The sequence below is a fragment of the Pantoea sp. E956-1 genome (assembly GCF_982223955.1).
In genome coordinates, this window is sequence record NZ_CEUYZP010000012.1 from 1 (window position 1) to 12280 (window position 12280).

The 12280-nt window shown below is 51.8% G+C and carries 9 protein-coding genes; 5 read left to right on the plus strand and 4 right to left on the minus strand.

What is annotated here, in order from left to right:
- The first annotated feature begins 1474 nt into the window (after nucleotides 1–1474).
- The 5 genes from AC0T7J_RS21335 to ddlA all read left to right on the plus strand — a co-directional run bounded on the left by AC0T7J_RS21335 (nucleotide 1475) and on the right by ddlA (nucleotide 7027).
- Nucleotides 1475–2161, plus strand: a complete 687-nt coding sequence (locus AC0T7J_RS21335) for a DUF1120 domain-containing protein (protein WP_473796803.1) — start codon at nucleotides 1475–1477, stop codon at nucleotides 2159–2161.
- 55 nt (nucleotides 2162–2216) lie between these two features.
- Nucleotides 2217–2906, plus strand: coding sequence for a fimbria/pilus chaperone family protein (locus AC0T7J_RS21340; RefSeq protein WP_473796806.1), 690 nt, complete (start codon nucleotides 2217–2219; stop codon nucleotides 2904–2906).
- A gap of 18 nt (nucleotides 2907–2924) precedes the next feature.
- Nucleotides 2925–5288, plus strand: coding sequence for a fimbria/pilus outer membrane usher protein (locus tag AC0T7J_RS21345; protein WP_473796809.1), 2364 nt, complete (start codon nucleotides 2925–2927; stop codon nucleotides 5286–5288).
- Nucleotides 5285–5836, plus strand: coding sequence for a DUF1120 domain-containing protein (locus AC0T7J_RS21350; protein WP_473796812.1), 552 nt, complete (start codon nucleotides 5285–5287; stop codon nucleotides 5834–5836). The genes AC0T7J_RS21345 and AC0T7J_RS21350 overlap by 4 nt, the downstream gene beginning before the upstream one ends.
- 93 nt (nucleotides 5837–5929) lie before the next feature.
- Nucleotides 5930–7027, plus strand: coding sequence for a D-alanine--D-alanine ligase (ddlA, locus tag AC0T7J_RS21355; protein ID WP_473796816.1), 1098 nt, complete (start codon nucleotides 5930–5932; stop codon nucleotides 7025–7027).
- 20 nt (nucleotides 7028–7047) lie between these two features.
- Here ddlA and AC0T7J_RS21360 read toward each other — a convergent pair whose 3' ends face one another.
- The 4 genes from AC0T7J_RS21360 to AC0T7J_RS21375 form a co-directional block, all read right to left on the minus strand.
- Nucleotides 7048–8469 (minus strand): GGDEF domain-containing protein, encoded by a 1422-nt coding sequence (locus tag AC0T7J_RS21360; protein ID WP_473796819.1) that lies wholly within the window; start codon nucleotides 8467–8469, stop codon nucleotides 7048–7050.
- 269 nt (nucleotides 8470–8738) lie between these two features.
- Nucleotides 8739–10214: a SulP family inorganic anion transporter gene (locus AC0T7J_RS21365; RefSeq protein ID WP_473796822.1), complete on the minus strand. Its 1476-nt coding sequence runs from the start codon at nucleotides 10212–10214 to the stop codon at nucleotides 8739–8741.
- Nucleotides 10211–10846, minus strand: coding sequence for a carbonic anhydrase (locus tag AC0T7J_RS21370; protein WP_473796825.1), 636 nt, complete (start codon nucleotides 10844–10846; stop codon nucleotides 10211–10213). The genes AC0T7J_RS21365 and AC0T7J_RS21370 overlap by 4 nt, the downstream gene beginning before the upstream one ends.
- 580 nt (nucleotides 10847–11426) lie before the next feature.
- Nucleotides 11427–12236: a 5'-nucleotidase, lipoprotein e(P4) family gene (locus tag AC0T7J_RS21375; protein ID WP_473797053.1), complete on the minus strand. Its 810-nt coding sequence runs from the start codon at nucleotides 12234–12236 to the stop codon at nucleotides 11427–11429.
- Between the last annotated feature and the right edge of the window lie 44 nt (nucleotides 12237–12280).

A 12280-nucleotide genomic window follows, 5' to 3' on the forward strand; every position in this document is an offset into this window, starting at 1 on the left:
GGTTCTGGTTCTGGTTCTGGTTCTGGTTCTGGTTCTGGTTCTGGTTCTGGTTCTGGTTCTGGTTCTGGTTCTGGTTCTGGTTCTGGTTCTGGTTCTGGTTCTGGTTCTGGTTCTGGTTCTGGTTCTGATAAGATGATAGCGAGCAAATGAGGCCCGAGCCTGGCCGCTATCCTTTTTTAGATATATTGCAAAAGTATTCACCCAATAACTATATAGCAATAAAATCAATAGATTATGTTGTGATCCTTAACTTTTGGAGGCAAAGTGGCGGCAGCGATTTTGCCAGTATCTATCAGATTTTTTAATCATAATTTCTTACTTGTTGATTCGATCCCAATAGGCATTCACAGCCCTACCGTTTTTATCGGAACGTTAGGCGGTGAATATTCAATCAATTCTCACAACTGTTTTCTCCTTGTCCCTTTTATGTATCTCTCACATAGTTGAGATAATGAATTGATTGAACAATCATTACTTAATTCCTTTAAGGTAAAGGTTGGATTCAAGGAATTTTAGAAAAAGACTTAAGATTACACACCAAAATCGTTAACAATGGAGATAAATAATTGATATTCATGAGGTTAAGCAAACTCATGACTATTTAACTGAACATTATAAAGATTCTGAAGACCCAATATCTCCACCCGGAATTAAAAGCCCGGATTTATTACAATCTGCAATGGCACAACCGTTTATGACTGCAGGAGGAAAAGATACTTAGCCTGAAATAATGGATAAAGCGTCAGTCCTTTTTCATGCAATCATACATTTCATAACGGCAATAAAAGAGCAAAATTATTATTAACCATGTGTTATCTGGATAAAGAAGGATATTAGCCAGACAAATTCTCAGACCCTGATTTTTTCGATTTCACAAGAAAAACTGCTGCCCATGAAATACCAAAAGACCGTAAGGATGAAGTCAAACCTATTTAAGCGCACCTTAAAAAACTGCAGGCTATAAATCAGATGTAAAAAACATCACTCAAGAAGCATGACATGATATGCACATAAGGCTCTCCATTAAAACGTCGTCATTAAAGCAACACCTCAGGAAAAGCACTCATTTAAAAGCAGATAATTAAATAAACTTAAAGGCAGGACGTACACCATTCTGCCTTAGTTAATTTTTATTAACCTCAACACACCCATTATTTAATACACCCTCCCTAACTCACTAAAAAACCTCTCATTTAAAACAGTTGCCCAACAGGTAATATCATATGATGATAATTTTACTTATATGCGACCCTAACTACTAATAAAAATTATGGTAATCTATCCAACCTGAATAAAATCAAACATCAGGGTATAAAATTAATTAGGGTACTCGCCCTATATTAATGGAAAGGATGAATTTCTTCTCGCGCCTGTTATTCATACGGGGATGCGTCCTGATTAATAAACACAGCAACTGAGTCAGGTTACACGTTTAACTCTACTCATTATCTACATGATTAAATTGAGAGCTATTATGCGTAAATTATTTTTAAGCACCGCCGTTGTCGCCGCTATGGCGTCTGTCAGCTTTGCAGGTCAGGCAGCTGAGTCCGCGACTCTTGCCGTTACCGGTACTATCACCCCAGCTACCTGTGATGTGTCACTAAGCTCTGCAACCGTTGAATTTGGTAACATCCCAGCGTCTACGCTGACCGAAGATCATAATGCCAAAGCCGGTACCGATATTACTCTGAATGTGGATTGCGACGCCGCTGCCGCTACTGCCATTCAGACCACGGATAACCGGGCAGCCAGCGCAATGACGCTGGCGGAAATTAGTGAGCAGATGAAATTCACTACAGATCTTCTCAGCACCAATCTTTTTGGTCTGGGAACCGACAGTGCGCAGGGCAAAGTGGGTTTGATGGCTTTAGGGCTCACGACCGCAACGGCGGATGGCACGGCTAACACCCACCTGCTGACCAGTACCGACAAAGCTGCCTGGACCGCAACCACGTTATCACCCACAACCACTAAAGTGCTGGAAAAAGATGGCTACTTTGCCCTGGCTTCTGATGCCGACACAACGGCACCCACTGCTCTGACCAAATCCACCTTTACCCTTTCTCCAATGATCATTCTGAAGAAAGGGACCCTCTATCCGACCGGTGAAGAAGTAGCAATCGACGGTAACGTCACTTTCTCTGTTGTTTATCTGTAATTTTTAATAATTTCCAGCGAAGGCTATAAGGCCTTCGCTTCATTGAGCTACGGGTATGAAAACGATAATTAAATTTCTCTCTCTTGCCGTTCTGTTTTCATTTTCTGCGTCAGCACTATTTGCAGCAGGAATGAAACCCGAGGTGCCGGTATTATTTCTCGACGACCAGAACCGTGAAGCCACTATTAATGTACTGAACACCGATAACAGCACCGCACTGCTGCACAGTAGGCTGCAGACCATCCCTGAAGATCCGGAAAATAAGTTGATTATTACGCCACAACTGGTGCGCGTTGAAGGTGGAAAAAAACAGCAGATTCGCGTGGTGTTAAAAGATGGCGTGAAGCTTGATAAGCAAAAAATGCAGCGTATTGATTTTGTTTCTATCCCTCAGGATGATGGCAAGAAAAATCGCGCCCGCATTCTGATTGGCCAGAATATTCCGGTAATTCTTTCACCTGCCAATCTGCCATTAAATACTACACCCTGGACCGGTCTGACTTTCCATCGTACAGGATCATCGCTCAGCGTTGAAAATCCGACGCCTTATATTGTCAGGCTGACAAAACAGGTTGATCTGCTGCCAGTCAGGCAGTCGGTTGAGCTGAAAAACACCTACATTTTACCAGGCGAAAAATTTAACGTGGCGCTGCCTGCGGCTGCCGCAGACAACGTGAAATCAGTTCGCCTGCATCCCGTTACCCGGTACGGAATATTGACCACGCCTTACGATGCGCAGTTATAAGCCCGCCTGCTATCAGCCATGAAATCAATTTTATTGCTCAGCATGTTTCTCAGTTCAGCCAGTGCGCTGGCGGCAAACGGCTACGACCAGGAGATGCTGAAAGCGCTCGGCTATGACGCCAGTGCCGCAGAGCTGCTTGATGCAGGCACGCATTTTCTTCCAGGCGAACAGCCCGTCAATATTGTCGTTAATGGTCAGAGCAAAGGCGTACACATCCTGACCTTCGATCAGGCTGGCAATCCCTGCTGGTCAGCAGACCTGTTGCAAACAGTGGGCGTCAATCCTGAACGCTTTAATCGCGTGGATCACGCTGCCTGTTTGCAACTACCGGCAGAAAGCCCGATCCTGATGGAACAACAGGTCGATCGCAGCAGCCTTTTACTCAAGGTTCCGGCCAGCGATCTGTTAAATGACCCACACTATTCCAGCGGCGGTAATGCGCTGGTCGTTAATTATGATGGCCGACGTTACCAGTATCAGACGCGCGGCGGAGAGAACCACGACTCCCAGGCGATGACCTCTGAGCTCGGTGCCAACATCAACAACTGGATTTTCCGCAGCGGGCAGAGCTACTCCAGCCAGGATGAACAGCATCAGCTTACCCGGCTCTACAGCTACGGGCAGCGCTCGATCCCCGGCTGGGCTTCCGTGGTGCAGATTGGTGAGATCACCGCGGGCGATTCACTGTTCTCGGGTATCAACCTGCTGGGCGCACAAATCGTGCCGGAACGCGGGATACAGAATGGCGTAAACGGTGGCGTTTCGCTGGATCTGCTGGTGTCGCAAGCGGGTACCGCTGAGGTCTGGCAGGCTGGCATTTTGCTGAAGACATTTCAGGTCACAGCCGGTATGAACAAACTGGCTGATATCCCGGCCATCAACCAGACAGACGATTTTGAGATCATCAGCCACGATCAATCCGGCAATAGTCAGCAGCAGACCCTCCCCTACATTCAGGCACAATCCAGTATTACGCTGGAAGATACCGGAAACTCTCTGGCCGTCGGGCGTCTGCGTTTAACCGACGAGCAGTTCCCGTTAGTGGTAGGTTCTGCCGGTCTTTATCAGAATCACTTTATGGCGCTGATGGCGGGCGGACTGGTGAGCGAGAATTATCAGGCCGCCTCCTGGCGCACCACGTTGCGGCTGAGCGAACGCCTGATGGCCTCTGTAACCCAGACCGCCTCACTGACGCAGGATGCCGCTGAAAGTGAAGGTAACAAACAGGGATTAAACCATCAAATCAGCCTCAGCGCAGGCGTAACGCCCCAGTTATCTCTGACCTCTTCCGCCAGCTTTCGCAGCCGCGACTATATGGATCCGGGCAGCTCATGGAGTTCAAAAAAAACCAGCGAGCAGAATGGACAGACCAAATCTCAATATGCTGTCGGGCTAAGCTACAGTCAGCCCTGGCTTGGCGTGCTCTCATTTTCCGGTAGCCTGTCTCACAGCTGGCAGGGTTCAGAAAGTCGGGGCTATATGTTCAGTTGGGGCCGTACCTTTGGGAAAGTAAACGCTAATCTCGGCATCCAGAAAAACCGGCTCACGCTCGATCAGCGCCATACCGACGACCGCTACTTTTATCTCAACCTTTCTGTTCCATTGGGTAAAAGCAGCAGCATGCGCAGCTGGGTCAGTGATACACATCATAAAACGCGGGCGGGCATCGGTTTTGACAGCACCCTGAATGACAAATTTGCCTGGAGCCTGTCGGGTGAAAAGAGTCAGCAGGAGGATGCGTCGATGGCCGGCTCAGCAACCTGGACCACCAAATATAGTCAGTTAAGCGGTGGCGCGTCGCATAATGAAAATAGCACCAGCTATAACTTTGGCGCACGCGGCGGTGCTGTACTGCACAGCGAGGGGCTGACTTTTACCCCCCGAAAAGTAGGCGATACCTTTGGCATTATTTCACTCAATAGCCCACAGCCGGATGTGAAAATTCGTACCCCTGGCGGCACGGTATGGAGCGATCGCAGCGGTCATGCCATTACCTCCTGGACGCCATGGCAGAAGAATACCGTGCAAATCGAAAATCAGAGCCTGCCAAGAAACGTCCAGGTTATCAATGGCATTGCCGACATCACGCCATACCGCGGTGCGGTGGTGCCGGTTATTCTGCCCGCCTTCACTGTACGCCGTGCGCTGGTGAGCTTCCCGGACAATGAAGCCCCCGCTCCGGGCGCACCGGTAAAAAGTGGCAAAGGAGCGTTGGTCGCTTTTGTTAATGAAGATGGCACGCTGTTTTTCGACGACCTGCCGCAGGAGCCGCTGTTTAGTCTGCGTCGCAATGGTACCCCGTGCGCGCTGAACATGATTACGCCCTGGTATGACGAACCCGGCACCCTTTATGCTTCACTTTCCGCGAGATGCGTCCTATGAAACAGCAATCCGTTCTGTCACTGCTGCTGGCAATCAGCAGCCTTTTTACTGCCGCAGTCGCCCATGCAGAGTGCCAGATTCAGCTCAGCGAGACACAAATCAACTATGGCGAAATGACACGCGGGGAGTTGATCTCCCGCCCCGGAAACTCCCTTTCCGCCGCAGAGTTACGCCTGGGTGACGAACATGAGTCTGACATCACCGTTATCTGTGACCGTCCGACGCCGCTGACGCTGATTTTTAGCGGGCCAGCGAAAGATAACGAGAGCTATCTGTTTGGCGAGCAGGGTCGGGTAACGCTGACCCTGCACGATGTGACCATTGACGACCGCCCGGTAATGATAGATAGCGCCGGAAATCAGGCCGCGACAATGGCGTTTATGGCCAGTAATCCGATGCGATTCCGGAAAGAGGGCCAGATCGCCTCGGGCAGCACCTTACGCGCTAAATTAACCATTGCGACCTGGCTGGCTGCCAGTGCCACCCGCGTCAGCGATCGTCAGCACTGGCAGCTGAATGGCCGCTTTCTGGTTAATGGCGAGGGTTAATCGTCTGCCCACAATTATCTGTCGCCCTGCCCTGTTTTCCCGCGCAAACCGCATGCTATCTTGTGGTTTTGATTTTTTCAGTGGGCAAAATTGATGACAAAGTTGCGGGTAGGGATCGTGTTTGGCGGGAAATCGGCTGAGCATGAGGTGTCGTTACAGTCGGCCAAAAATATCCTTGAGGCGATCGACAAAACCAGGTTTGACGTGGTGTTACTGGGCATTGATAAGCAGGGACACTGGCGTCTTAACGATGCGTCAAACTTCTTACTTAACGCTGAAAATCCGGCGCTGATCGCGCTGAATCACGCCGCTGAAGATGTGGCACTGGTGCCTGGTACGACTCAGCAGCAGATCATCACCCGTCATAACGCCCATCCGCTGTCGCAGATCGACGTTATCTTCCCGATCGTGCACGGTACGCTGGGTGAAGATGGTTCCCTGCAGGGCCTGCTGCGTATGGCCTCGTTACCCTTCGTCGGTTCCGACGTGCTGGGTTCTGCGGTCAGCATGGATAAAGATTTTACCAAACGCCTGCTGCGCGACGCCGGCCTCAACGTCGCGCCGTGGGTGAGCGTCACCCAGGCCCAGCGCGCACAGCTGGATGCCAGCGCAGTCATTGCCCGCTTTGGCCTGCCGCTGTTTATTAAACCCGCCAACCAGGGTTCATCAGTGGGCGTCAGCAAAGTGGATAGCATTGAAGAATTTGATGCCGCGCTGGCGCTGGCCTTCTCCTTTGACCGCAAGGTGCTGATTGAGCAGGGTATCAAAGGTCGCGAGATCGAGTGTGCGGTGCTGGGCAACGATGCCCCCGAAGCCAGTCCCTGCGGTGAGGTGGTGGTGCATGACGCCTTCTACTCGTATGACACTAAATATATCTCCGAGAGCGGTGCGCAGACGGTGGTCCCGGCGGCTATTGCATCGGAAACCAGCGATGCGATCCGTGAGGTTGCCATCAAAGCCTTTACCGCGCTGGAGTGCTTTGGCATGGCCCGCGTCGATGTGTTTTTAACTGACGACGGCGAAATTATCGTCAACGAAGTGAATACCCTGCCCGGCTTCACCAATATCAGCATGTACCCGAAACTGTGGCAGGCGGCCGGACTCAGCTATCAGGATCTGATCAGCCGTCTGATCGATCTGGCGCTTGAGCGCCACCAGCAGGCCAGCACGCTGAAAAGCAGCGTCAGCTGACAGTAAACGGCGGCGTGGCGTTATGCCACGTCGCTGGTAATGGCACGGTAATTAACCGGTGAGGTCTGATTACGGCCATTGCGTTTCGACAGATAGAGGTTTTTATCAGCTGCGGAGATCAGCCGATTGATCACGCGGTGCCACTCCGTCACGTCACCAGCACTGCCATGCGCCAGCCCCAGACTGACGGTCACTGTAGCCGTACTGCCCTGCAGCCAGAACTTCTCTTTCGCCATCTTCTGCCGGATGCTCTCGGCAAGAAAATAGAGCTTTTCCGGATTCTGGTCGAACAGCACCACCACAAACTCCTCTCCGCCAAAACGACAGATACGCCCCTCTTTGCCCACAACGCGCTGTATACGGCGGGCGATCTCTTCCAGTACGCTGTCGCCAGCATCATGTCCAAAATTGTCATTAATCGCTTTGAAGTAGTCGACATCCAGCAGGATGACGCCTGCTTTGCGCTCAGGGGTGATCGGCTCCGCACGCAGGCTTTCATAGAGGCCGGAACGTGACAGCAGCCGGGTCAGAAAATCATAGTTCGCGCGCAGCGCCAGCCGTTGATTAAGCTGGCGGATTGCATCCATGCTCGCGGCCACAATCAGCGGGCTGATCGCGATTGTCGCCACACCCAGCCGCGCCGAGGTCAGGTGGCTGACAGGCAGCAGAGCGTCATCGCCCTGAATGTTCATCACGCCGTGAGAGACCAGAATGATTTCGGTAATGCCGGTCAGCAGAATCACCAGACTGGTGAGCGGCATCGGGAGCACAATGGCGCACCAGACCAGCGCAGGAACAGGAAATGTCAGGCTGCCCGCGCCGCCCATCATCGCCCCAATCATCAACGAAAAGATCAGGGCGATAAGCGGAGCCAGCTTGCGCATCTGCAGAAACTGGCGGGGCAACAGCGACGACCAGTCGCGCGTCAGCAAAAAGGGCAGCAGCATCAGCCCGGTTGAGAACTGTTCGCTGAACCAGTCACCCCACGCCGTCGCCAGTCCGGCAGCGAAATCAGCCTGCTGTGCCAGCGCTCCCCAGCTGGCACAGGCCAGCGCGGCCAGCAGACAGGCCGGAAAGATACGCAGCACACTGGTAATACGCTCGCTGCCGGAGTCGTGCTGAAGATGCTTTACCAGCAGCGTCACCGCCACCAGCACAAACAGAAGATTTGCCAGGTTGAGGGTAAAAGCAGAGAGCGCCCAGCCCGAAAAAATGGTGTCGTTGAACACCATCGCGGCGAAGGTGGAGAGATAATAGCGGGTCTGATGCAGAAAAGGATTCCGGACGATCACGCCAGTGACGATCGCATTGACCGGCCAGAACAGCGACAGTTCCTGGGGAATGCGCAGATGTCCGCCGATAAAGCAAAACAGCAACGTGATTAAAAACAGTGAAAATGCGTTCTTCTTAACGTTGTGCTCTTCAAACAGCTGTATGCGCATACATCCGGACCTTGTCGCAGAGAGGCTGGCTGTCCACGCCAGCCTGGACAGGTGCGTGGTTTCAGAATGATTAAATCCTGAATATCCTCAGTGTCATCCGGCGATCAAACCGCATTTCACGGGCTAACTCAGAAAAGTTACCCTGCAGAGGTTAACCTCATCAGATGACAGCAGAAATTGGGGTCTCATTATGCCTCGCAAATAAAAAAATCGGATATCCGAGATATCCGATTTTTGCCTTTCTGACGACTTTACCGTTGCGCTAAGCGCTATTTCACCGCAACCGGCCACTGACTCAGGCGAATACCGCGCTTATCGGCGTTATCACCAAAATCTTTCAGCACCGCTTTGACGTCGGGATCGATATATTCCGCATTATCGTTATCCACGATGACCACACTGTTCTCCGGGATTTCATCCAGCAATCCCTGCAGCTTTGGATTATGCATAAAGGTCAGATTCTGCTGAAAGCGCAATACGTAGTGGTCGTCATAGCGGGTGAGTTGCAGTGCGTTGCGATGACTTTTGTAGATGCTGTAAAGGATCTGCGTGCCAATACCGATGCCAATACCGACCAGCATACCCAGCGTGATAATCCCGACGATGGTGGCCAGAAACGGCACGTATTGCTGTGCACCCATTCGGAACTGCTCAACAAAGAGTCGCGGTGTCGCCAGTTTATAACCCGTGTAAAGCAGCACGGCAGCGAGGCTGGCCAGCGGAATGGCGTTCAGCATCTCGCTGAACCACATACCACAAATCAGCAGCAGCACACCGTGAATGAAGATCGACAGTTTGGTCTGTGCGCCCGCACTGACGTTAACCGAACTGCGCACAATCACCGCCGTGATCGGCATTGCGCCAAGAAAACCGGCCGCCAGGTTACCGATGCCCTGGGCGAACATCTCTTTGTTGGGTGACGGTGCGGGCGTCTGAGGGCGCAGTTTTTTCAGCGCCTCCTGGCTCAGCAAGGTCTCCAGACTGGCGACCAGGGCTAAGGTTACCGCCACGACCCAGACCTGCGGATTCTGCCAGGCCATCCAGTCGGGCGTTTCCAGTTCAGCCACCAGCGCAGAGACGCTGTCAAAAGCAGGCAGCGAAATGCGCGCCAGCCCCTGGGTCATCTCAGGGAAGAGTCGCCCTCCCACCACGGTAGCAAGACAGCCGATCAGCACGGCAATCAGCGGGCCTGGGATCCAGGCGAGCGCTTTAATGCGCTTCACCGGCGCGGTGGTCCAGAGACATAAAATGGCCAGGCCAACACCCGCTACCGCTATCGCAGGTAACGAGAAGGTCATCTCACCGGTCACCAGTGAAACCAGCTCTGCATCGCCAGCGGCACCCAGCGCCACCGGGATCTGCTGCATGATCAGCAGCAAACCAATCGCCGCCAGCATCCCTTTAATGACGCTGCCCGGCACCAGCGAAATAAACCGTCCGGCACGCAGCAGGCCAAACAGACATTGCAGAGCTCCGGCGAGAATCAGCGCGGTGAGAAAGGCGGAAAAGCTGCCCAGTGACGCCATCGAGGCGACGACGATGGTGACCAGGCCTGCCGCCGGGCCACTGACGGCAAACCGGGACGGACTCAGTGATGTGACCACCAGGCCGCCAATCACACCGGTCAGCAGACCGGCAAACGGCGGTAATCCGCTGGCCTGGGCAATGCCAAGGCAGAGCGGTAAGGCGACCAGAAACACCACCAGACCCGCAGGAATATCGCGACGCAGGGTATCGAGGTTCATAATGAAGGTTCCTCTGCAGATTGATGAATCAGCTCTTTAAGATGGCCGGAGCGCAGGTCATAAACACAACCAAACACCTCCAGTTCCTGGCCCGATTGCCAGATTTGCCGAACCGGTTCAGATTTCACCAGTCTGGCGAATTGCGCCTTAACGTTAGCCTCAACCAGCCGATCGAGCTTTTCACCCGGCTCCGCGTCTGAAAGGGGGCTTTCCGCCAGGCCATGCTGAATGTCATGACGCAACGTCTGAATGCGTCTCGCCAGCGCGCTCTCCTGCCCGTCCAGCACGCTGCCCGGCAGATTCAGCGCGGCTTCCACCCCACCGCAGCCATAGTGGCCGCTTAATACAATGCGTTTTACACCGAGAAAGAAGAGCGCGTACTGCAGCACGCTCAGTAAATTGTCATCGTCCTCAATCACCATGTTGGCGATATTACGATGCACAAAGAGTTCGCCAGGATGGGAGCCGGTTAAGACTTCTGCCGGAACGCGACTATCAGAACACCCTATCCAGAGTGAGTGCGGCTTTTGCTGATGAAGGAATTTTTTAAAGTAGTCTGGATTACGCTGGCGGCGCTGTAATGCCCAACTGCGATTTTTCGCTAATAAGGGTTTAAGTGTCGTCACAATCATCTTCTCTCTACTACCGGGATGTCGCATCCTGGCTAACCACAAAGTGTATCGGCTCACAAATAAAGCATGAGCCGCCAGGTAAATAAGAACTGAGTCACAGAAAAAGGTTATAGCCGCTAACCATTACCAATGCACGAGCAATATTTCACAGCACTTTAACATCATGCTATTTGTCAATTCACCGTCAGTAAGAGTCAGGGTTAAGTAAATTTAATTAAGCAGAAGAGACGTGAGATAATTATCGGTAATTACTTTAAAACTAAGATTATCAATAAATTAAAGGAGTAAAGTTAATAAACTAAAGTTATCGCTGACAAAAAAATACAATCATTAACCGAGGGGATATTCACTGCCATACCAACCGCCGTGCTTTTTACCAGGAATCCTCTTAATTAAAAAATTAACCATTAGCACAATCAACCGCCTTAATTGCTGATAGCCAGTTAAATATGCCTGAGTTTAGATAAGAATGAAGCAAGAGATAATTAATTTAATTTGCAGCAAAATAGTGACGGGAGAAAGTAAATCAGTGCCACGTTTTAACAGAGCCTGACCCGGTCAGGCTCTTTTTCTTGACGAATTATTTACCGTTCCAGCTTTGCAGGCGAGATTCCCGCACTGACAGCTGCTGTTCCGGTGTCAGTTTATTGTAGTTTTGCGCCATTCCGCTCTCCCAGTCGCCGTAGAGCGGATTCGGCAGCACGATGAACTGCGTTCCAAACTGCTGATGGTTAAGATTCACAAAATCACGTCGTGTCTGATTGCCCTGATGCCAGGTTGCGCCACCAAAATCGTTGAGGTTATCGCCAACGTAGAGCACCACGTTATAGCCGGCATTTTTAATGGCATCGAAACGCGCCTGCTTATTAGAGCTGTCAGTATTCAGACGTACCGTTTTATCGCTGACGTTGGGGAAGCCGAGCTGCTGCATGTTAGCGACCGTGGCCGCGTAATCTTTCTGATCGCGGTTAGACACATAGAACAGCGTGCCGCCATTCTGTGTGACATGACGTGCAAACTCTATCGCGCCAGGCACCGCTTTCGCCTGGCGCGCCTGTGTCCAGGCTGACCAGGTTTTGCTGCTGAACGGCTGGCCGTTCTTCGCCTGCCACGCGCTGTAGGCGCTGTTATCCAGCATCGTTTCATCCAGATCGACAATCACCGCTTTAGGTTTGCCGGTCAGCGAGGGTGCCTGATCAAACGCCATACGCGCGGTATTAAATGCCTGCCAGGTCAGCGCCTGATATTCACCAGACTGCTGGAACCAGTTTACCGCCAGCACCGATTGCTGACCGAGTTGCTGTTGCGCGGTCTGATGTGACGACGAGGCGCAGCCGGTAAGCAGCAGCGCGACCAGTCCGGATGCAGCCAGTTTTGCGGAGGTTTTCATCATTTCATCCTTAAGGTGAGAAAGGTCTGAGGAGAAGCTTCAAA

What these genes read in the sequence shown, in the direction of transcription:
- AC0T7J_RS21335 (WP_473796803.1), top strand. Translation starts at nt 1,475, where the DNA reads ATGCGTAAATTATTTTTAAGCACCGCCGTTGTCGCCGCTATGGCGTCT.
- AC0T7J_RS21340 (WP_473796806.1), top strand. Translation starts at nt 2,217, where the DNA reads ATGAAAACGATAATTAAATTTCTCTCTCTTGCCGTTCTGTTTTCATTT.
- AC0T7J_RS21345 (WP_473796809.1), top strand. Translation starts at nt 2,925, where the DNA reads ATGAAATCAATTTTATTGCTCAGCATGTTTCTCAGTTCAGCCAGTGCG.
- AC0T7J_RS21350 (WP_473796812.1), top strand. Translation starts at nt 5,285, where the DNA reads ATGAAACAGCAATCCGTTCTGTCACTGCTGCTGGCAATCAGCAGCCTT.
- ddlA (WP_473796816.1), top strand. Translation starts at nt 5,930, where the DNA reads ATGACAAAGTTGCGGGTAGGGATCGTGTTTGGCGGGAAATCGGCTGAG.
- AC0T7J_RS21360 (WP_473796819.1), bottom strand. Translation starts at nt 8,469, where the DNA reads ATGCGCATACAGCTGTTTGAAGAGCACAACGTTAAGAAGAACGCATTT.
- AC0T7J_RS21365 (WP_473796822.1), bottom strand. Translation starts at nt 10,214, where the DNA reads ATGAACCTCGATACCCTGCGTCGCGATATTCCTGCGGGTCTGGTGGTG.
- AC0T7J_RS21370 (WP_473796825.1), bottom strand. Translation starts at nt 10,846, where the DNA reads ATGATTGTGACGACACTTAAACCCTTATTAGCGAAAAATCGCAGTTGG.
- AC0T7J_RS21375 (WP_473797053.1), bottom strand. Translation starts at nt 12,236, where the DNA reads ATGAAAACCTCCGCAAAACTGGCTGCATCCGGACTGGTCGCGCTGCTG.